The 20,601-nt window shown below is 62.0% G+C and carries 16 protein-coding genes; 2 read left to right on the top strand and 14 right to left on the bottom strand.

Annotated features, from left to right (window positions below; translation table 11 throughout):
- Positions 1–3: 3 nt before the first annotated feature.
- Positions 4–831: an ammonia-dependent NAD(+) synthetase gene (nadE, locus tag NTD80_RS08370; RefSeq protein ID WP_065900157.1), complete on the top strand. Its 828-nt coding sequence runs from the start codon at positions 4–6 to the stop codon at positions 829–831.
- A gap of 214 nt (positions 832–1,045) precedes the next feature.
- Here nadE and azu read toward each other — a convergent pair whose 3' ends face one another.
- Entirely contained in the window at positions 1,046–1,492 is a 447-nt protein-coding gene (gene azu / locus NTD80_RS08365; protein WP_120447501.1) for an azurin, read from the bottom strand.
- Positions 1,493–1,824: 332 nt separating this feature from the next.
- On the opposite strand from azu, the gene NTD80_RS08360 reads away from it, so the two are divergent.
- The gene (locus NTD80_RS08360) at positions 1,825–2,007 is read left to right on the top strand and encodes a hypothetical protein (protein WP_065900153.1); all 183 of its coding nucleotides are present in this window, start codon (positions 1,825–1,827) and stop codon (positions 2,005–2,007) included.
- Positions 2,008–2,226: 219 nt separating this feature from the next.
- Here the strand turns inward: NTD80_RS08360 and NTD80_RS08355 are convergent, their stop codons facing one another.
- The 13 genes from NTD80_RS08355 to rnr form a co-directional block, all read right to left on the bottom strand.
- Positions 2,227–3,117 carry a transglutaminase N-terminal domain-containing protein gene (locus NTD80_RS08355; protein ID WP_065900151.1) on the bottom strand — a complete coding sequence of 297 codons (891 nt, stop codon included), beginning with the start codon at positions 3,115–3,117 and terminating at the stop codon, positions 2,227–2,229.
- Positions 3,117–5,603, bottom strand: coding sequence for a circularly permuted type 2 ATP-grasp protein (locus NTD80_RS08350; RefSeq protein ID WP_201143432.1), 2,487 nt, complete (start codon positions 5,601–5,603; stop codon positions 3,117–3,119). The genes NTD80_RS08355 and NTD80_RS08350 overlap by 1 nt, the downstream gene beginning before the upstream one ends.
- Positions 5,604–5,763: 160 nt before the next feature.
- Entirely contained in the window at positions 5,764–9,054 is a 3,291-nt protein-coding gene (locus NTD80_RS08345) for a DUF2126 domain-containing protein (protein WP_262133096.1), read from the bottom strand.
- A gap of 187 nt (positions 9,055–9,241) precedes the next feature.
- On the bottom strand, positions 9,242–9,691 hold the full coding sequence (locus tag NTD80_RS08340) for a hypothetical protein (RefSeq protein ID WP_262133095.1): 450 nt from the start codon (positions 9,689–9,691) through the stop codon (positions 9,242–9,244).
- A complete protein-coding gene (locus tag NTD80_RS08335) occupies positions 9,688–10,608 on the bottom strand; it encodes an NAD synthetase (RefSeq protein WP_065900142.1) in 921 nt (306 codons plus the stop codon). Before NTD80_RS08335 ends, NTD80_RS08340 begins: the two co-directional genes overlap by 4 nt.
- A 220-nt stretch (positions 10,609–10,828) precedes the next feature.
- Complete coding sequence (locus tag NTD80_RS08330; protein WP_065900141.1) at positions 10,829–13,132, bottom strand: YgiQ family radical SAM protein; 2,304 nt, start codon at positions 13,130–13,132, stop codon at positions 10,829–10,831.
- Between the two features lie 189 nt (positions 13,133–13,321).
- Positions 13,322–14,719, bottom strand: a complete 1,398-nt coding sequence (gene dnaB / locus NTD80_RS08325; RefSeq protein WP_065900140.1) for a replicative DNA helicase — start codon at positions 14,717–14,719, stop codon at positions 13,322–13,324.
- A gap of 110 nt (positions 14,720–14,829) precedes the next feature.
- The gene (gene rplI / locus NTD80_RS08320) at positions 14,830–15,276 is read right to left on the bottom strand and encodes a 50S ribosomal protein L9 (RefSeq protein WP_003171376.1); all 447 of its coding nucleotides are present in this window, start codon (positions 15,274–15,276) and stop codon (positions 14,830–14,832) included.
- 18 nt (positions 15,277–15,294) lie between these two features.
- Entirely contained in the window at positions 15,295–16,188 is an 894-nt protein-coding gene (locus NTD80_RS08315; protein ID WP_065900138.1) for a hypothetical protein, read from the bottom strand.
- Between the two features lie 36 nt (positions 16,189–16,224).
- The gene (gene rpsR / locus NTD80_RS08310) at positions 16,225–16,455 is read right to left on the bottom strand and encodes a 30S ribosomal protein S18 (protein ID WP_002551829.1); all 231 of its coding nucleotides are present in this window, start codon (positions 16,453–16,455) and stop codon (positions 16,225–16,227) included.
- Positions 16,456–16,483: 28 nt separating this feature from the next.
- On the bottom strand, positions 16,484–16,906 hold the full coding sequence (gene rpsF / locus NTD80_RS08305) for a 30S ribosomal protein S6 (RefSeq protein ID WP_003236224.1): 423 nt from the start codon (positions 16,904–16,906) through the stop codon (positions 16,484–16,486).
- Between the two features lie 306 nt (positions 16,907–17,212).
- Positions 17,213–17,968, bottom strand: a complete 756-nt coding sequence (gene rlmB, locus NTD80_RS08300; protein ID WP_065900136.1) for a 23S rRNA (guanosine(2251)-2'-O)-methyltransferase RlmB — start codon at positions 17,966–17,968, stop codon at positions 17,213–17,215.
- On the bottom strand, positions 17,965–20,598 hold the full coding sequence (gene rnr / locus NTD80_RS08295) for a ribonuclease R (protein WP_262133094.1): 2,634 nt from the start codon (positions 20,596–20,598) through the stop codon (positions 17,965–17,967). Before rnr ends, rlmB begins: the two co-directional genes overlap by 4 nt.
- Positions 20,599–20,601: the final 3 nt, after the last annotated feature.

The raw sequence follows: 20,601 nt of genomic DNA, 5'->3' as shown, positions 1-20,601 counted from the left end.
ATCATGCAAGCCGTACAGCGTGAGATTGCGCAGCAGCTCAAGGTCCAAGCACCGTTCAAAGACCAGGCGGCCCTTGAAGCCGAAGTTGCGAGGCGTGTGGCATTTATCCAGGACTGCCTGCGCAATTCCGGGCTCAAGACATTGGTGCTGGGCATCAGCGGCGGCGTCGACTCCCTGACCGCCGGCCTGTTGGCCCAACGCGCGATGCAGGAACTGCGCACCCGCACCGGGGATGAAGCCTACCGGTTTATCGCGGTGCGCCTGCCCTACGAAACCCAGTTCGATGAAATCGACGCCCAGGCATCGGTGGACTTTATCGAGCCGGACGAGCGCCATACCGTCAACATCGGCCCGGCGGTGAAATCGCTGGCCAATGAAGTCGCGGCATTCGAAGGCAAGGCCGCGGTGTCCCGCGATTTCGTGCTGGGCAACACCAAGGCGCGCATGCGCATGGTGGCGCAGTACACCATCGCCGGCGCGGCCGGTGGCCTGGTGATCGGCACCGACCATGCGGCGGAAGCGGTGATGGGCTTTTTCACCAAGTTTGGTGACGGCGCCTGCGACCTCGCCCCCCTGAGTGGCCTGGTGAAGAATCAGGTCCGCGCGATTGCGCGGCACTTTGGTGCGCCGGAGTCGCTGGTCGAGAAAATCCCGACTGCCGACCTCGAAGACCTGTCCCCAGGCAAGCCTGACGAAGCCTCCCATGGGGTGACCTACGCCGAGATCGATGCGTTCCTGCACGGCGAGCCGGTGCGTGAGGAAGCGTTCAAGATCATCTGCGACACCTACCGCAAGACCGAGCACAAGCGGGTCATGCCGTTCGCGCCGTGAACACTGTGGTGAATGGGCCGCTGTGGCGAGCGGGCTTGCCCCGCGTTGGGCCGCGCAGCGGCCCCAGTGAGTTGAACGCGGTCATTCACACAAGCCATGTGGCAGTTTTTGGGGCCGCTTCGCAGCCCAACGCGGGGCAAGCCCGCTCGCCACAGGTTTTCGCCGCCCACAAAAAAAGCGCCTGAAAAGGCGCTTTTTTTCGACCGGAGTCGGCTTATTTCACGACAACAGTGCCTTTCATCATCGAGATGTGGCCTGGGAACGAGCAGAAGAACGCGTAATCCGTACCGGCGGCCAGTTTCGACACATCGAAGGTCACGGAATCTTTCTCGCCAGCACCGATGATCTTGGTGTGGGCGATGATGCGGGTGTCGCCGTCTTTCAGGTAGTTCTTGTCGATGCCGGCAGCCATGCCGTCGCTGGCGACGCCAGGCATATCGGCGGCGGAGCTCAGCACCCAGTTGTGGCCCATGACGTTTTTCGGCAGGTTGCCGGAGTGAGTCAGCTCGACGGTGAATGTCTTGCAGCTTTTGTCGATTTCAATGGCCTTGGTGTTGAAGGACATTTGATCAGTGGAGTCGACGGTGACCTTGCACTCTGCAGCAAGCAACTGGCCGCTCGCCAGAGTCAGCAGGGAAACAGCAACGAGTTTGGCAAACATGTGAATCTCCAAGGCAGGGTTAAAAAACGCGTATTGCGACAAGGGTGCCTCATGCAGGCGTAAATTCTTATGATCTGAATCAACAGATTGTATACAACTTTAGGCTATCAGACTTATCAACACAATCTACCAGCTAAAGTAGCGACACCTGCCTATGATCGGCCCATCACCCTTTGGAGTCCGAACCATGCGCCTCAATCACCTGTTCAACGGCCTGCTGGCCGCGTACGCCTGCGGTAAGTGAAGGCCAAGCGCCCCTTGAAGCTGCTACCATGACGGCCCAAGGCAGCTGCGCGCCGCCCACCCTCACCTTCGACCCTAGAGGATCGCCCATGGCCAAACCTAATTACTCCTTCGCCAAACGTCAGAGAGACTTGGCCAAGGAGCAGAAGAAAGAGGAAAAGCTGCAACGCAAGAAAGCCGCTGCAGATGAAGAAGCCGGCGCACTGAACCCTGATGCCGAAGGCGAAGTAGCGACTGACGACACCGAGACACCGAAAGACCCGGCTGAATAATTGATCTTTTGCGCCAGGTCGCAAGCGGGCTTGTCGTGGCTATCGAACTTGCCGTGGCAAGCGGGCTTGTTGTGGCGAGCGGGCTTGCCCCGCGTTGGGCTGCGAAGCGGCCCCAATATATCCCCCGTCAGATCAGATAGACCGCAGTTTCAGGCTTCAGGGCTGCTGCGCAGCCCAACGCGGGGCAAGCCCGCTCGCCACCAATAAGAAGTCCGATCCTCACTCCAGCGGCATCACCGTCACCCGCACTTCCGGGTCATGGCTGCCTCCCCCCAGGATCACCCCGCGCAACGGCGATACATCGGAAAAGTCCCGGCCCCAGGCCAGGGTGATGTGTTCCAGTGCCGGCTGTACATTGTTCGTCGGATCAAAATCCACCCACCCCGCAACCGGGCAATACACCGAAACCCACGCATGTGACGCATCGGCGCCGATCAGCCGTGGCTGGCCGGGCGGTGGCTGGGTCAACAGGTAGCCGCTGATGTACCGCGCCGCCAGGCCCCGCGAGCGCAGGCACGCGAGCATCAGGTGGGCGAAGTCCTGGCACACGCCGCGCCGGCGCTCCAGTACTTCCACCAGCGGCGTGGCGACCTGGGTGGCTTCGGCATCGAAGGTGAATTCGCTGAAGATCTTTTCCATCAAGGCCTGCACGCCCAACAGCAACGGCTTGCCGGGAGGGAAACAGCTTTCGGAAAACTCGACGAAGGTTTTCTTCAGGTGCACATAGGGCGATTCGAAGCGATAGCGGCACGCTTCGACCAGCTGTGGCGACAGCGGCTGGCTGCTGTAGGTCAGGCTGTCACGGGTCTGATCCCAAGGCGGTGACTGCTGGAAATCCAGCGTCGGGCGCGCCAGCACTTCGACGGTGAGCCCGGCATTCACCAGCAATTCATCATGGGGCCGCTCGAACGCCAGCCGTGTGATCGGGTTGCCGAACACGTCCAGTTCATCGCGACGCGAAGACGGCGGCGGGCTGATCTCCAGCTGCTGCGCGCTGCAGCGCTGCCAGGCGCAGGGGCGCGGCCACAGGTGCGCCAGCTGCTGGGCCAGGGACACCGGGCTGTCGTAGTGGTAGTGGGTATCGTGGAAAATCTGGTAGCGCGCACTCATCACACCGACACCGTTTGCTGACTGACATCATCCACATGGGCAAAGTGACGCAACGCCAGGCGGTCCGACACTTGCCCGCTTTCATCGGCGACCGCCTGCAACAGGTCGGCCAGCCCCTCCAGCGCGGCGCGCACGCTGGACTCACCAAACAGCGGGTTTTCCAGGCAGCCCAGGTCGAAACGCGCGAGGCGCTCGACCAACGGCGCCAGGCCGGTTTCGCGCGGCACACCGAAGTCGTCGTTGAGGCGACGCAAAGTGCGGCTCACCAGTTTCAGCTGGAACAGCACGGCGTGGGGGTTCTGCTCATCCAGCAGCAACAAGTCCAGCACCGGGATCAGTTGCGGCACCGCCAGGTAGCGCGAGCGATAGGTGATGCTGCTGTTGCCCAACTCCAGCAACCACTCCAGCCCCGCCTGGTCGAACACCGCCACGCCGCGCAGGAATGCCGCCAGGCTGCTGCTGAGAAATTGCAGGCGCTCGATGCGCCGGCCCATCATCAAAAAGCGCCAGCCTTCATCGCGGGTCATGTCGTCCAGCGCAAAGCCGGACAGCGCCGCCAGGGACATCACCAGGCGGTTGAGAAAATCCAGCAACTCGCCAAAATCCGGGCTTTCGCTTTCCAGCTCCAAGGCTTCGCGCTGCAGCTCGACCAAGGCCTGCCAGTTCTCGCGGGACAACTTGCCGCGCACCTGCGACGCCGCCCACTGCAGGCGCTGCAGGTTGGCACGCAGGCTCGACGGCCAGTCATCGCCGAGCAACGCCGCGAGCAGGCGCTCGGGCAACTCGCCTTCCTCCGGCAACAAACGCAGGTTCTCACCCAGCTCGACCGCGGCCTGCAGCGCCAACGGATCGTCGCCATCGACGTAGCGCGCGAGCACAATGCGCAGCCAGCGCGCACTGTCATCGCAGCGCTCGCAATAACGCCCGAACCAGAACAGGTTTTCCACCACCCGTGACGGTAGATACGGGTCGCGGCGCACCAGATCATGCGCGCCAATCGCCCGTTGCGCGCGCCAGTGCTCGCCACCGGCAGCTCGCTCACCGAGGACCCAGGTGTCCTTGCTGGCGCCACCGCGTTGCATCGACACCACCTCGGCATCGGCTTCGGCCGCCACGCGGGTCAGGCCGCCGGGCAGCACGCGGTAGCCATCCTCGCTGGCCACTGCATACACACGCATGCCAATGGCGCGGTGTTGCAGGTGATCATCCACGGTGTGCCACACCGGCGCCTGGGACAGCTGCGCCAACTCTTGGGCGACATACGCGTAAGGCCGCGCGCGCATGCGTTCGGCGAGGGCCTGGCGCTGCTCGTCATTCAAGTCGCGGCCAAATACCGGGGTGAAGCTTTGCGACGGAAACGCCGGCTTGATCAGCAGCTCCGGCAATTTTTCCAGGGCTTCGGCCAGCACCGGCGCTTCACCGCACCACCAGGTGGCGATGGACGGCAGGATCAGCTCTTCGCCAAACAGGAACTGGTTGATCTTCGGCAGGAAACCGAGCAACCCCGGCGACTCCAGCACGCCGCTGCCCAGGGCATTGGCCACCAGCACATTGCCCTGGCGCACGGCGTCGAGCAGGCCGGGCACGCCGAGCGCCGAGTCGGTACGCAGCTCCAGCGGGTCGCAGAAGTCGTCATCCAGGCGCCGCATGATGGCGTGCACCCGGCGCAGGCCGCTGAGGGTCTTCAGGAAGACGGTGCTGTCGCGCACGGTGAGGTCGCCGCCCTCCACCAGCGGGTAGCCGAGCTGGCGCGCGAGGTAGAGGTGTTCGAAATAGCTCTCGTTGAAACGCCCGGGTGTGAGCAGCACGATCAACGGCGGCTGGTCATCGCCGGGCGCCTGGCGGGCCAGGGTTTCCTGGAGCGTACGGAAGAAACCGGTGAGGTGCTGCACCTGCAGGTCGCGGTACAGGTCCGGAAACGCCCGCGACACGATGGTACGGTTTTCCAGGGCATAACCCGCACCCGACGGCGCTTGCGTGCGGTCGGCCGTCACCCACCAACGGCCATCCGGGGTGCGCGCCAGATCCACCGCATACAGGTGCAGGAACGCGCCGTCCGGCGGCTGGATACCCTGGCACGGCCACAGGAAGTTGTTGTGCCCGAACACCAGCTCGGCGGGCAGCAAGCCCTCGGTGATCAAGCGTTGCGGCCCGTACAGGTCAGCCAGCACCGCATTGAGCAGGCGCGCCCGCTGGGCGATACCCGCTGCCAGCTGCTGCCACTCATCGGCAGCCAGTACGTGCGGCAACAGGTCCAATTCCCACGGACGGTCGGCGCCCTTGGGGTCGGCGTAGACGTTGTAGGTCACGCCGTTTTCCTGGATCTGCCGGGTCAGTAGCGCCTGGCGCTGGGCCAGTTGCGCGGGAGTGCTGCGCTGCAGGTGATCGAGCAGGCGCCGCCAATGGGCACGCACCGCGCCGCTGTCGTCGAGCAGTTCGTGATAAGTGCCCGCAGTCAGCGGGTAACGGTCGAGCAAGTCGGGCATGGAACGCTCGGCAGAGGCAAGGGAAGTCAGATTAACTCAAATTTACTGCGATCCAATGTGGGAGCTGGCTTACCTGCGACAGCGGTTTTCCGGTCATCTTATTGGCTGGCTGATACACCGCTATCGCAGGCAAGCCAGCTCCCACATTTTCGAACCGCGTTCAGTCATTTTTATTGGGGAAACGCCGTAAATCCAGGGTCATCGGTAGCTCATCGTTGATGATCATCGTCGGTACCTGCAGCTTCCCAGGCGTATGCCCCAACCTGAAAAACCGCGCCATCCGCCGGCTCTCGGCTTCATTGGCATTCACCGGCAAGCTGTCGTAGTTGCGCCCGCCCGGATGGGCCACGTGGTACTGGCAGCCGCCCAGGGAGCGCTGCATCCAGGTGTCGAGCAGATCGAATACCAACGGCGCATGCACCGCGATGGTCGGTTGCAGACAGTTGGCCGGTTGCCAGGCGCGGTAACGCACGCCGGCAACGAACTCGCCGACGCGCCCGGTGGGTTGCAGCGGCACCGGGATGCCATTGCACGTCAGCAGATAACGCTGCGGCGGCAAGCCGCTCAACTTCACCTGCAAGCGCTCCAGCGATGAATCGACATAACGCACCGTGCCGCCCACCGCGCCCTCTTCACCGAGTACATGCCAGGGCTCCAGGGCCTGGCGCAGTTCCAGTTCGATGCCGCTGACTGCGTAGTCGCCGACCTTGGGAAAACGGAATTCCAGGTGCGCGGCAAACCATTCGGCGCGCAGTGGGTAACCGGCGGCATTGAGTTCGACGATCACATCGGCAAAGTCCTGCTCGATAACGTGCGGAAGCAGGAAACGGTCGTGCAGTTCGGTGCCCCAGCGCGCCAGTTTTGGCGGTGCATAGGGCTCACGCCAGAAGCGCGCGACCAACGCGCGCAGCAACAGCTGCTGGGTCAAGCTCATGCGCGCGTGGGGCGGCATTTCAAAGGCGCGCAATTCCAGCAGGCCCAGGCGGCCGGTGGCGCCATCCGGTGAGTAGAGTTTGTCGATGCAGAACTCGGCGCGGTGGGTGCTGCCGGTTACGTCGATCAGCAAGTTGCGCAGCAAGCGGTCCACCAACCACGGAGGGCATTCCTCGCCCGGTTCGGGCATTTGCGCGAAGGCGATTTCCAGCTCGTACAGCGCATCGTTGCGTGCTTCGTCGACCCGTGGCGCCTGGGAAGTCGGGCCGATGAACAGCCCGGAAAACAGGTACGACAGCGAAGGATGGTTATGCCAGTAGCTGATCAAACTGCGCAGCAAATCCGGCCTGCGCAGGAACGGCGAATCCTTGGGCGTCGCGCCGCCGAGCACAAAGTGGTTACCGCCGCCGGTGCCGGTGTGACGGCCGTCGATCATGAATTTCTCAGTGGTCAACCGGGTTTGGCGAGCCTCTTCGTAGAGGAATTCGGTGCGCTCCACCAACTCGTCCCAGGTGGCGGACGGCTGCACGTTGACCTCGATCACACCGGGGTCCGGCGTGACGCGGAAGTTGCTCAGGCGCGTATCCGCCGGCGGCTCGTAGCCTTCGAGCAGCACCGGGCAATGCAGCTCTTCGGCGGTGGCTTCGATGGCGGCCACCAGCTCCAGGTAATCCTCGACGCGCTCCAGCGGCGGCATAAACAGGTACAGGCGCCCTTCCCTGGCCTCGGCGCACAGGGCGGTACGGGTCAGCCAGTCGGCTGACTCGTCTACCTTCGGCACGCGCTCGTCGCTCGCCGCAGGTTCACCGTGGCTCTGCAGTTGCGCGGTTGTCGGCAGCCCCGGCTGATCCTGGTTCGGGTCGGTGGGATGCACAAAGGGATATTCCGCCGCCGTCACCCACGGTTGCGAGGCCAAGGGCAGGCGATAGCCCAGCGGCGAATCCCCCGGTACCAGCCGGCAGTGGTTATCGCGCAGGTACCAGCGCCCGCTCTGCCAGCGATCATTGGCGGCGGTGCGCGCCAGCGGCAGCACCTGGCCGATGACTTTATCCAGGCCCTGGCTGAACACTTTGCGCAGGCGTTCGCGCTCAAGGTCATCACTCAGGCGCGGGTCTTGGGCGGTGACGTTTTGCGGCAGCGCGCCTTCGCGCCACAGGTAATAGAAATTGTCTTCGAAGGCCGGGAATACGAAACGCGCCGGCAGCTTCAGACGCTCGGCGACGCTGGCCAGAAAACGCCCGGCCAGCGCGCCATCGGCACCGTAGTCCTGTTGTTCATCGGCGATCAGCGCGCTGTTGTGCCAGATCGGCACGCCGTCGCGGCGCCAGTAACAATTGAGCGACCAACGCGGCAGTTGCTCGCCGGGGTACCACTTGCCCTGGCCGAAGTGCACCAGGCCTTTGGGCGCGTAGTGCTTGCGCATGCGCTGGAACAGCTCGGCAGACAGCCGTCGCTTGTCCGGCCCGAGGGCGGCGGTGTTCCACTCGGCGCCGTCGGGGTCGTCGATGGACACAAAGGTCGGCTCGCCGCCCATGGTCAGGCGCACGTCATCCTTGAGCAGGTCGCCGTCAATCTGCCGGCCCAAGGCCTGGATCGCCAGCCATTGCTCTTCGGTGTAGGGCTTGGTGACGCGTGGCGCTTCCCAAATGCGCTCAACCGACATCTCGTGGGTAAATTCGCACTCGCAGGGTTCCACCAACCCACTGATTGGCGCGGCAGATGATGGATCGGGACTACAAGCGAGCGGGATATGCCCTTCACCGGCGAACAGTCCGGAGGTGGCATCCAGACCAATCCAGCCGGCACCGGGCAGATACACCTCACACCAGGCGTGCAGGTCGGTGAAGTCCACCTCCGTGCCGGACGGGCCGTCGAGGGCTTTGACGTCGGCGGTGAGCTGGATCAGATAGCCGGACACAAACCGCGCCGCCAAACCCAGGTTGCGCAACAATTGCACCAGCAGCCAGGCCGAATCGCGGCAGGAACCGGAGGCGTTTTCCAGGGTAAATTCCGGGGTCTGCACGCCCGGCTCCATGCGGATCAGGTAACCGATATCGGCCGCCAGGCGCTGGTTGAGGCCGACCAGGAAATCCACGGCCGGCAGCGGCGTACGGTCGATGCCGGCAAGGTAGGCGGCAAATCTCGGCGTCAGCGGCAGGGTTTCCAGGTACGGCGCCAGCTCGCGCTGCTCATCGGCGGCGTAGGTGAACGGGATTTTTTCGGCGTAGGGCTCGAGGAAAAAGTCGAATGGGTTGAACACCGCCATCTCGGCGACCAGGTCGACTTCGATGCGCAACTCGTCGGTCTTTTCCGGAAACACCAGGCGCGCTAGGTAATTGCCCTGGGGGTCCTGCTGCCAATTGATGAAGTGCTGCTCGGGCAGCACTTTCAGCGCGTAGGACAAAATCCGCGTGCGGCTATGGGCCGCCGGGCGCAAACGCACGATCTGTGGGCCGAGTTCGACAGCGCGGTCATAGCGGTAATGCGTAACGTGGTGCAACGCGACATGAATCGACACGGCGGCCTCCTGCGAGCCAGGGCATGGACACAACGCGCGCAAGACTTATGCCAGAGCGGCGGTCATTGCGCTTTATCGTGGGACCCGGTGCAGTACAGCACCAAAACGGCGCCGTGGCTGCGGTAATGGTGCGAGGGTTGCACATTTATGTGGCGGTCATGTGAGCGGGGGTGGTGAATCTACCCAGTCAGCGAGCTTTTTGGCGGGCGCTGATGGCTTCGCGCAGGAGGCGAACTTCGACCAGTTTCTGGCGCATTTCACGGTGACGCTTGCTGTTGAACAGCAATAGCCCAAGCAATGGGAACAACAGGCTCAGGGCATACATCAGCGCATTCGGTTGATCATTGAGGGTTGGCAATACACTCAGAAAGCACACCCCCAAAAGCACCACGACCGGCCACGTCCATTGGGGATGCCCGCGGGCGATCATGAAATTGCAGTGCACGATGATTAGCGTGAGCGCGATACCCACCACGAAGGCGTACTTGGCGTTATCTGCCATGGACAGGCTGGGCATATAGCTGTCGAAGAACACCGGAACCGTAAACACGAGGGTGAAAATCGAGGCAAATATCGCCCCCATGAAGACCGGGAAATACGTCGACAGAAAACTGCGAATGCTGGGCAGTTCGTTCATTGCTCGGCCTCCTCATACAGCCCTACGGCAATTGTGCGCACGTTCCCCGACACCGCGCTGCCGGTAAAACCAATGACGGCGCCCAAGGCATCCTTGATCTGCGTGACCGTTGCATGTTTGACCTCGGTGGGCGTGAACCGCTTAGGCAACTCGCCCGACAACTGCTTCAGCTTGATCATCTTGGACGTCAGGCGTGGATCGTTGATGCTCAACAGCTCTTTGGTCAACTTGGCGCGCTCCTGTCGGTTCAGGCCCCTGAGCACCTCCCTCACACTTTTTCCGGTGGCGGCCTTATTCAGCCGCACCAGCTTGACCGTTGCCAGCGCCGATGAACCGACCCCGACCAACGACGCCGCATCCAGGGCAATCATGGTGTATTGGTACCACTCCTCACTGTCGAGCTGATCATTGCGCGCGGGGTTACGGATCTCATTGACCGTGCGATAGCCGCTGGCAAAACACTGCACGGAACTGGCCGCCGCAGCCGTGTAGCCGAGCGCCACGACCACCGAACTGGCGCCTGCCGAAAACGGGACCGCGACGGAACCACTGAGCACCACAATCCAACCGATGACCGCGCCGGCACACGACAGCGTGGTATTGACCGCTTCGCCCACCAGCCGGGACTCTCGCGGGTTGTCTTGCACCTGTTGGGCGAATTGCGTTGGCGCGATGTACTTCTGCGCCTCACGCAGGATCAACCGCTTGGGTGCGATGCTGCAGATAGGCTGGAATTCGCGCAGAGTGACGACGTTGAACTCGGCATCGATATACACAACACCGGCACCAACAATGGCGGGATCGGCATCGATGGCAGCGAACAGGCGCGGCAGGTTGATCTGGCTTTCGATGCGCTGGCGCGCCATGAATTGGGAGCGGTTGGAGTCCATGCCAATGTTGAGCAGGGGGTTGCTCATGGGTGTTCTTCCTTGAAATGAAGGGTGCCTGAACTGACGCCTTCGCGAGCAAGCCCGCTCCCACATTCGAGCGCATTCTCATGCTGGAACTCGGACAAATGTGGGAGCGGGCTTGCTCGCGAAGGCGATTCAATGGGCGCCACCTTAACAAACAGGCACGCCAGCGAATAGAAAGCAAAACGCCAGCACGAGGCTGGCGTTTTGCATATTCAGGTTGCGATCAGCGCGGCACGACCGGCTTACGCGCAGGCTTGCCGCCCTTGCCCTTGGCCGCATCCGCGCGTTCCTTGGCTGCCTGCTTGTTGCGCGCCTGGGCGGCGGCCTTGGCTTGCTCGCGCTTGTCCCACGGGTTGCTGCCGTCGCTGCCACGCGGTGGCAGGCCGGTGTGCTGGGTGAGGATCCGGGTGGTGGTTTCCTTGGCGACCTTGTGGCTGCCGGCCGGCGTCGAGTTCTTGCGACGCGCGCTCTGGTAGCTGTCGGTGCTCGGCTGATGCAGCGGGATCAGTTGGTCTTTGCCCGGGCCGATCAAATCGGCACGGCCCATGCGGGTCAGCGCTTCACGCAGCATCGGCCAGCCTTTCGGGTCGTGGTAGCGCAAGAAGGCCTTGTGCAGGCGGCGCTGCTCTTCGCTCTTGACGATGGTTACCGCGTCGCTCTTGTAGGTGACCTTGCGCAGCGGGTTCTTGCCCGAATGGTACATCGCGGTGGCGGTGGCCATCGGCGACGGGTAGAACGCCTGCACCTGGTCGGCGCGGAAGCCGTTGCCCTTGAGCCACAAGGCCAGGTTCATCATGTCTTCATCGGTGGTGCCCGGGTGGGCGGCGATGAAGTACGGGATCAGGTACTGCTCCTTGCCCGCTTCCTTGGTGTACTTCTCGAACATGCGCTTGAACTTGTCATAGCTGCCAATGCCCGGCTTCATCATCTGGTTGAGTGGACCTTCCTCGGTGTGTTCCGGGGCGATCTTGAGGTAACCACCGACGTGGTGGGTGACCAGCTCCTTGACGTACTCCGGCGACTCGACCGCGAGGTCGTAGCGCAGGCCGGAAGCGATCAAAATCTTCTTGACCCCCGGCAACGCACGGGCGCTGCGGTACAGCTGGATCAAGGAGGAGTGGTCGGTGTTCAGGTTCGGGCAGATACCCGGGAACACGCACGACGGCTTGCGGCACGCGGATTCGATTTCCGGGCTCTTGCAGGCGATGCGGTACATGTTCGCGGTCGGGCCGCCGAGGTCGGAGATCACGCCGGTGAAACCCGGCACTTTGTCGCGGATCTCTTCGATTTCGCGGATGATCGACTCTTCGGAACGGTTCTGGATGATGCGACCTTCGTGCTCGGTGATCGAGCAGAAGGTGCAGCCGCCGAAGCAGCCACGCATGATGTTCACCGAGAAACGGATCATGTCGTAGGCCGGGATCTTTTCCTTGCCGTACACCGGGTGCGGAACGCGGGCGTAAGGCATGCCAAACACGTAGTCCATTTCTTCGGTGGTCATCGGAATCGGCGGCGGATTGAACCACACGTCCACTTCACCGTGCTTCTGCACCAGCGCGCGGGCGTTGCCCGGGTTGGTTTCCAAGTGCAGCACGCGGTTGGCGTGTGCATACAGCACCGCGTCGCCACGGACCTTTTCCACCGATGGCAGGCGGATCACGGTCTTGTCGCGGGTCATCTTCGGGCTGGCCAGGATCTGCACGACCTTGGCTTCTTCCGGATCGTCCTGCGGGCCTTTTTCCTGCTCGATGGCGCAGGCCTGGGTGTCCTGGGTGTTCACGTACGGGTTGATGATCTTGTCGATCTTGCCCGGACGGTCGATCCGCGTGGAGTCCACTTCGTACCAGCCTGCCGGCGTATCACGACGAATGAACGCGGTGCCGCGCACGTCGGTGATGTCTTCGATCTTGTGACCCCACGACAGGCGCTGGGCCACTTCGACGATGGCGCGCTCGGCGTTGCCGTACAGCAGGATATCGGCGGTGGCGTCGATCAGGATCGAGTTGCGCACACGGTCCTGCCAGTAGTCGTAGTGGGCGATGCGGCGCAGGGAGGCCTCGATACCACCGAGCACGATCGGCACGTTCTTGTAGGCTTCCTTGCACCGCTGGCTGTACACCAGGCTCGCGCGGTCCGGGCGTTTGCCGGCCATGCCGCCAGGGGTGTAGGCGTCGTCGGAACGAATTTTCTTGTCGGCGGTGTAGCGGTTGATCATCGAGTCCATGTTGCCGGCCGCGACGCCGAAGAACAGGTTCGGCTCGCCAAGCTTCATGAAGTCGTCTTTGGACTGCCAGTTCGGCTGGGCAATGATCCCGACGCGAAAGCCCTGGGACTCCAGCAGCCGGCCGATGATGGCCATGCCGAACGATGGGTGGTCCACGTACGCATCACCGGTGACGATGATGATGTCGCAGGAATCCCAGCCAAGCTGATCCATCTCCTCCCTGCTCATTGGCAGGAATGGCGCAGGACCGAAACATTCGGCCCAGTACTTGGGATAGTCAAATAACGGCTTGGCTGTTTGCATGACGGTGACCGGTGTTGAGATGAAAAATCGCGGGCGCGGAATATAGCACAAATTTTGACCAATTCCGACGGCAATAGTCGGAATTGTGCTGACGCCATCGCGGGCAAGCCCGCTCCCACACTGAATAGTGAATACATCCAGATGTGGCCGCTGGCGTGCCGGCGATGAGGCCCTTGAAGGCGCTGGGGCTTACTCGTCGTCGTCGAAGTTGTAACTGCCCGGAGCCAGGTTCTCGAAACGCGTGTACTTGCCGATGAACGCCAGGCGGATAAAGCCGATCGGCCCGTTCCGCTGCTTGCCGATGATGATCTCGGCAATGCCCTTGTGCTCGGTTTCGGGGTGGTACACCTCGTCGCGGTACACGAACATGATGACGTCGGCGTCCTGCTCGATCGCTCCGGATTCACGCAAGTCGGAGTTCACCGGGCGCTTGTTGGGACGTTGTTCCAGGGAACGGTTGAGCTGGGACAGCGCCACCACCGGGCAGTTGAATTCCTTGGCCAGGGCCTTCAGGGACCGCGAGATTTCGGAAATCTCGTTGGTCCGGTTGTCGCCGCTGGAGCCCGGGATCTGCATCAACTGCAGGTAGTCGATCATGATCAGGGCGATGTCGCCGTGCTCGCGCACCAGGCGGCGGGTACGTGCCCGCATCTCGGACGGGCTGATACCGGCAGTGTCATCGATGAACAACTTGCGGTCGTTGAGCAGGTTGACCGCCGAGGTCAGGCGCGGCCAATCGTCGTCTTCCAGGCGACCGGCACGCACCTTGGTCTGGTCGATACGGCCGAGCGAGGAAAGCATACGCATGACCAGCGATTCGCCTGGCATCTCGAGGGAGTACACCAGTACCGTCTTATCGCTGCGCAACACCGCGTTTTCCACCAGGTTCATCGCAAAGGTGGTTTTACCCATGGATGGACGGCCGGCGACGATGATCAAGTCAGCCGGCTGCAGGCCACTGGTTTTCTCGTCGAGGTCGGTGTAGCCGGTGGAAATACCGGTGATCGCGTTGTCGGTGTTGAACAACGTGTCGATACGGTCGATGGCCTTGGTCAACAGCTCGTTGACGCCTACCGGGCCGCCGGTCTTGGGACGCGCTTCGGCGATCTGGAAGATCTGGCGCTCGGCTTCGTCGAGAATCTCGGCGGCGGTACGGCCTTCGGGGTTGAAGGCACTGTCGGCGATCTCGGTGCTGATGCCGATCAGTTGGCGCAGCGTCGCGCGCTCGCGAACGATCTGCGCATACGCCTTGATGTTGGCGACGGACGGCGTGTTTTTCGCCAGCTCGCCGAGATAACCCAGGCCGCCGACCTGGGAGGTCTGGCCTTCCTTGTCCAGCTGTTCGGCCAGGGTCACCACGTCGATCGGCGAGTTCTGGTCGGCCAGCTTGGCAATGGCACGGAAGATCAGGCGATGGTCATGCCGATAGAAATCACCGTCCGAGACTTGATCCAGCACGCGTTCCCAGGCGTTGTTGTCCAGCATCAGGCCACCGAGCACGGCCTGTTCGGCCTCGATGGAATGCGGCGGCACCTTCAGGGCAGCGGTTTGCAGATCGTATTGCTCAGGAGCTGAAATATCGTTCATGGCCACTTGGAATTAGGGGTTTGTAGAAAAACAAAAGGCACGACCTGTAAACAGGATCGTGCCCGATGTTAACCGCCTGGCACGCGAGGTGCCAGTCAGTTAGGTGCTGCTTAAGCTGCTACCACGACAACGCGTACGGTGGCTTCAACTTCAGCGTGCAGGTGCACGGCTACGTCGAATTCGCCTACGTTGCGGATGGTGCCGTTCGGCAGACGAACTTCGCTCTTCTGCACTTCAACGCCGGAGGCGGTCAGTGCATCAGCGATGTCGTGGGTGCCGATCGAACCGAACAGCTTGCCTTCGTCACCGGCGGTGGCAGTGATAGTCACTTCCAGCTCAGCCAGTTGGGCAGCGCGAGTTTCGGCCGATGCTTTTTTGTCTGCTGCGGCTTTTTCCAGCTCAGCACGACGCTCTTCAAACGCAGCCAGGTTGGCAGCGGTTGCAGCGGTGGCTTTGCCGTATGGCAGCAGGTAGTTACGACCGTAGCCGGCCTTAACGTTCACTTTGTCGCCCAGGTTGCCCAGGTTGGCGACTTTTTCCAGAAGGATCAGTTGCATGTGAAAATCCTCTAACTTTTAACCTTCACCGTTCGCGTTATCGGCGTCTTTCGACGCGAGACGACCGCGAAAATCAATCAGGCCGTCGACAATGGCCAAGACCACGAGTAACGGATAGATCAGCTGCATGAACAGCAACAGCGTGACGTACAACCCCACCAGCCAGAACTTGGCCAGGCGCTTTCGCGCAACCAGCCCGTGAATCAGGGCCAGTCCGGCAAACACCAGCGGTACGCTGCAAATCGGCGCCAGCAAGGCCATCTGTGGACCGAAGTTCGGTCCGACAACCATGCACGCCAGCAGCAACATCGCCGGCCCCGCTGGGATTCTGATACTGCGAAATTCGCGACCAAAACCACCCGGGTTGTACAACAACGCCTGCCAATAACGCCCAAGAATCAGGCTCAGCACGCTGACGATCTGCAACAGTGCCGCTATCAGGCCGGTCAGGACCGGTGCAATCAGTGCCGCAAGGCGCGCTCGCTCATCTACCGTCAACTGCTGGTAGAGATCCCCGAGGGCCAGCGGCAAGATCTTGACGATCTCCTGCGCCAGCGCCTCGATATGCGGGCGGAAAGCCGCGCCAAGCATTACTGAGTACACCAACCCCAATGCCACGCTGACCAGCAGCGTGCGGACCCAGGACTCGCTTGCGCGTAAAACCAACGCAAGGCTCGATGACCCCAGCAGTACCAGAAGCACGCGTGGATCGTCGAATTGCAGCCACCAGACCAAGGCCGGCAGCAGTCCCAGGGCAAGAACGCCAAGGGCGTCCTTCAAACCGCGCCGCAGGAGCACAAGGCAACCTGCGGCAGCACCCAACCAATAAAGCAACGGCAATGCCGCACATCCAGCCACTACCAGAGTGGCCTGCACACGACCGCGCATGATGAACTCAGCTAAGGCGCGCATGCATTCAATCCCTTACTACTTGTCGACTGCCCGGTCTCAGCGGCCGTGGCTGTCGGTGTAGGCCAGCAGGGCCAGGAAGCGGGCGCGCTTGATAGCGGTGGCCAGCTGACGCTGATAACGTGCTTTGGTACCGGTGATACGGCTTGGAACGATTTTGCCGGTCTCGGATACGTAGGCTTTCAGAGTGTTGAGATCTTTGTAATCGATCTCTTTCACGTCTTCAGCGGTGAAGCGGCAGAATTTACGACGACGGAAGAAACGTGCCATTTGATAGGCTCCTTAAAAGGTCCGTGGATTACTCGTCAGCGTTATCGCTGTTGTCGCTGTCATCACTGTCAGCGCTATCAGCGCCTTCGTGCTCAGGACGGTCGCGACGCTCACGGCGCTCACTGCGGTTTTCTTCAGCCTTGAGCATCTCGGATTGGCCGGTAACGGCTTCTTCGCGACGGATGACCAGGTTACGGATCACTGCATCGTTGTAGCGGAAGTTGTCTTCCAGCTCGGCCAGGGCCTTGCCAGTGCACTCAACGTTCAGCATCACGTAGTGAGCCTTGTGAACATTGTTGATTGCGTAGGCCAGTTGACGACGGCCCCAATCTTCCAGACGGTGGATTTTGCCGCCGTCTTCTTCGATCAGCTTGGTGTAACGCTCAACCATGCCGCCGACTTGCTCGCTTTGATCCGGGTGGACCAAAAAGATGATTTCGTAATGACGCATGAATGCTCCTTACGGGTTGTAGCCTGCCGCTCAAAAACGGTCAGACAAGGAGTGAATGACACTTATGGATCTTGCCGCAGGGAGGCACATCGGTGCCTGCCAGGAAGGCAAGGGGCGCAATTGTAGAGAAGGGGGAGAAAGGGTGCAAGGTGATTGGTGATTATTTGAACAGCGCCCATACACCACAAAAACAATGTGGGAGGGGGCTTGCTCCCGAAAGCGGTGTGCCAGTCACCCAATGCACTGGCTGATACACCGTATTCGGGAGCAAGCCCCCTCCCACATTTTGACCTGCGCCAGACTTGGTTACTTCTTGGCTTTAGCCTTGGCGCCGCGCTGGCGCTGGGCTTCGAACAGGCAGACGCCCGTTGCGACCGATACGTTGAGACTGCTGACGCTGCCGGCCATCGGCAGGTGCACCAGGTAATCACAATGCTCACGGGTCAGGCGACGCATGCCTTTGCCTTCGGCGCCCATGATCAGGATGGTCGGGCCGGTGAGGTCCTGGTCATAGATGCTGACCTCGGCCTCTCCCGCCGTGCCCACGACCCACAGGCCGCGCTGCTGGAGTTTCTCCAGGGTACGCGCCAGGTTGGTCACGGCCACCAGCGGAATCACTTCCGCCGCGCCACAGGCGACTTTACGTACAACCGGCGTCAAGGTCGCCGACTTGTCCTTGGGCACGATCACTGCCAGCGCGCCGGCGGCATCCGCCGAACGCAGGCAGGCACCGAGGTTGTGCGGGTCGGTCACGCCGTCCAGCACCAACAGCAGCGGCGCACCTTCGGTACGGTCGAGCAGCTCGTCAAGCATGGCTTCGCCCCAGACCTGGCTCGGGCTCACGTCCGCGACCACGCCCTGGTGGACACCTTCCACCCACACATCCATTTCACGCCGCTCGGCCTGGCCGATCGCGACTTTGTTGGCGGTGGCCAGCTCGACCAGCGCTTGCACGCGCGGCTCGCTGCGACCTTCGGCCAACCAGACTTGCTTGACGCGCTTGGGATGGTGACGCAGCAATGCTTCTACGGCGTGTACGCCGTAGATTTTTTCCAGACTCATGACTTGGCCTTAGGTTTGCGCGACCCGCCGCTTTTCGCGGGGGCCGAACCCGCTTTTGGCGGGCCTTTACGGTGTTTACTCGGCTTGCTCGACGGCTTTTCCGCCCCGTGGGACTTTCCCCCAGACGCCGCTTTACCACCGCTTTTGGCTTCGTTGAGCAACTGCTGCTTCAACTCACGGCTCTTGCGCAGTTCGGCGTTTTTCGCCGCTGCGTCACTTGGGCGATAGGCTTCGGGGGCCTTGTCCTTGACAGACGAACGACGACCCGCCTTGGCCGGCGCAGGCTCGGTGGCCGCCGCTTTCGCAGGAGCCCCCTTGCCCTTGGCGGCCGGGGCTGCGGTGTCGCTGCCACGTTTTTTCCGGCCAGTCGGTTCGGCCGGTTTGTCAGGCATGCCGAAGTCGATCTTGCGCTCGTCGAGATCGACGCGCATGACCTGCACTTCCACCGTATCGCCCAAGCGGAAGCTGCGACCGGTGCGCTCGCCCGCCAGGCGGTGATGCACAGGATCGAAGTGGTAGTAGTCGCCCGGCAAGGCGGTGACGTGCACCAGGCCCTCGACGTAGATGTCGGTCAGCTCGACGAACAGGCCAAAGCCGGTCACGGCAGTGATCACACCCGGGAACGACTCGCCCACGCGGTCTTTCATGAACTCGCACTTGAGCCAGTTCACCACGTCGCGGGTGGCTTCGTCGGCGCGGCGCTCGCTCATGGAGCACTGCTCGCCCAACTGTTCCAGGGCCGCTTCGTCGTACGGATAGATCCGCGCCTTCGGAATGGTCATGGCACCGGCGCGCTTGACGTGCGGGGTGTTCTGCTTGGAGTGGATCACGCTGCGGATCGCCCGGTGCGTGAGCAAGTCCGGGTAACGACGGATCGGCGAAGTGAAGTGGGTGTACGCCTCGTAATTCAGGCCGAAGTGGCCCTGATTGTCGGCGCTGTACACCGCCTGGCTCAGGGAGCGCAGCATCACGGTCTGGATCACGTGGTAATCCGGACGGTCCTTGATGCTCGCGAGCAGAGCCTGGTAGTCCTTCGGCGTCGGGCCGTCCTTGCCTTTGTGCAGGGACAGGCCGAGCTCGCCGAGGAACGCGCGCAGTTTTTCCAGGCGCTCCGGCGGCGGGCCGTCGTGCACACGGTACAACGCAGGGATTTCGTGCTTTTTCAGGAATTCAGCAGTGGCCACGTTGGCCGCCAGCATGCATTCCTCGATCAGCTTGTGCGCGTCGTTGCGGGTGGTCGGGGTGATCGCGGCGATCTTGCGCTCGGAACCGAAGACAATCCGGGTTTCCTGGGTTTCAAAATCGATCGCGCCACGGACGTGACGTGCGCCCAGCAACACCTTGTACAACGCATACAGCTGCTTGAGGTGCGGCACGACGCCGGCGTATTCAGTACGCAGGGCCTTGGCTTCGCTGGTCTTCGGCGTTTCCAGGATGGTGCTGACCTTGTTGTAGGTCAGGCGTGCCTGGGAATGGATCACCGCTTCGTAGAACTGGTAATCGGTCATTTCGCCGGTTTTCGAGATAGTCATCTCGCATACCATGGCCAAACGGTCGACTTTCGGGTTCAGCGAGCACAGGCCGTTGGACAATTCTTCCGGCAGCATCGGGATCACGCGCTCGGGGAAGTACACCGAGTTGCCGCGCACCTGGGCTTCGTTGTCCAGTGCCGAGCCGATTTTCACGTAGCTGGAAACGTCGGCAATCGCCACGTACAACTTCCAGCCGCCGGAGAACAGGCGCAACTTGCCAGGCTTGGCTTCACAGTAGACCGCGTCGTCGAAGTCGCGGGCGTCTTCGCCGTCGATGGTGACGAACGGCAGATGGCGCAAGTCGATGCGCTTCTCTTTGTCCTTCTCTTCCACTTCGGGCTTGAGCTTGCGGGCTTCTTTCACGACGGCTTCAGGCCATACGTGAGGGATATCGTAGGTGCGCAGCGCGACATCGATTTCCATGCCCGGCGCCATGTAGTTGCCGACTACTTCGATCACGTCGCCCTGCGGCTGGAAGCGCGGGGTTGGCCAGTGGGTGATCTTCACCTCGACGAACTGGCCGATCTTGGCATTGGCGTTGCGGCCCGGGGTGATCAGCACTTCCTGCTGCACCTTGGGGTTATCCGGCACCACAAAGCCGATGCCGCCTTCTTCGAAGTAACGGCCGACGATGGTCTCGTGACCACGGGACACCACTTCGACGATCACGCCTTCACGGCGGCCGCGACGGTCGAGGCCGGAAACGCGTGCCAGGGCACGGTCGCCATCGAACACCAGGCGCATCTGCGCCGGGCTCATGAACAGGTCGTCACTGCCGTCATCCGGGATCAGGAAGCCGAAGCCGTCACGGTGGCCGGCAATGCGGCCAAGGATCAGGTCGAGCTTGTCCACGGGTGCATAGGTGCCACGGCGGGTGTAGATCAGTTGAGCGTCGCGCTCCATGGCGCGCAGGCGGCGGCGCAGGGCTTCGAGCTGGTCTTCGGTGGTCAGACCGAATTCTTCGACCAACTGCTCGCGGCTAGCAGGCGAACCCCGATCGGCGAGATGCGCCAGGATCAGTTCGCGGCTAGGAATAGGGTTTTCATATTTTTCCGCTTCACGAGCGGCCTCGGGATCGAGGGACTGCCAATCGGCCATTAG

Origin of the sequence: Pseudomonas sp. 13B_2.1_Bac1 (assembly GCF_025466155.1) — a bacterium.
GTDB classification, from domain to species: Bacteria; Pseudomonadota; Gammaproteobacteria; order Pseudomonadales; family Pseudomonadaceae; genus Aquipseudomonas; species Aquipseudomonas aylmerensis.
Note: the sequence above shows the minus strand (reverse complement) of the source record. Positions and strands in the feature narration are given on the sequence as shown.

Coding starts and splice junctions, on each gene's coding strand:
- NTD80_RS08360 (WP_065900153.1), top strand. CDS start 1,825: ATGGCCAAACCTAATTACTCCTTCGCCAAACGTCAGAGAGACTTGGCC.
- rnr (WP_262133094.1), bottom strand. CDS start 20,598: ATGGCCGATTGGCAGTCCCTCGATCCCGAGGCCGCTCGTGAAGCGGAA.
- dnaB (WP_065900140.1), bottom strand. CDS start 14,719: ATGAACGATATTTCAGCTCCTGAGCAATACGATCTGCAAACCGCTGCC.
- NTD80_RS08350 (WP_201143432.1), bottom strand. CDS start 5,603: ATGCCCGACTTGCTCGACCGTTACCCGCTGACTGCGGGCACTTATCAC.
- NTD80_RS08335 (WP_065900142.1), bottom strand. CDS start 10,608: ATGAGCAACCCCCTGCTCAACATTGGCATGGACTCCAACCGCTCCCAA.
- NTD80_RS08315 (WP_065900138.1), bottom strand. CDS start 16,188: ATGCGCGCCTTAGCTGAGTTCATCATGCGCGGTCGTGTGCAGGCCACT.
- NTD80_RS08330 (WP_065900141.1), bottom strand. CDS start 13,132: ATGCAAACAGCCAAGCCGTTATTTGACTATCCCAAGTACTGGGCCGAA.
- NTD80_RS08340 (WP_262133095.1), bottom strand. CDS start 9,691: ATGAACGAACTGCCCAGCATTCGCAGTTTTCTGTCGACGTATTTCCCG.
- rpsR (WP_002551829.1), bottom strand. CDS start 16,455: ATGGCACGTTTCTTCCGTCGTCGTAAATTCTGCCGCTTCACCGCTGAA.
- rplI (WP_003171376.1), bottom strand. CDS start 15,276: ATGCAACTGATCCTTCTGGAAAAAGTCGCCAACCTGGGCAACCTGGGC.
- azu (WP_120447501.1), bottom strand. CDS start 1,492: ATGTTTGCCAAACTCGTTGCTGTTTCCCTGCTGACTCTGGCGAGCGGC.
- rlmB (WP_065900136.1), bottom strand. CDS start 17,968: ATGAGTCTGGAAAAAATCTACGGCGTACACGCCGTAGAAGCATTGCTG.
- rpsF (WP_003236224.1), bottom strand. CDS start 16,906: ATGCGTCATTACGAAATCATCTTTTTGGTCCACCCGGATCAAAGCGAG.
- NTD80_RS08355 (WP_065900151.1), bottom strand. CDS start 3,117: ATGAGTGCGCGCTACCAGATTTTCCACGATACCCACTACCACTACGAC.
- nadE (WP_065900157.1), top strand. CDS start 4: ATGCAAGCCGTACAGCGTGAGATTGCGCAGCAGCTCAAGGTCCAAGCA.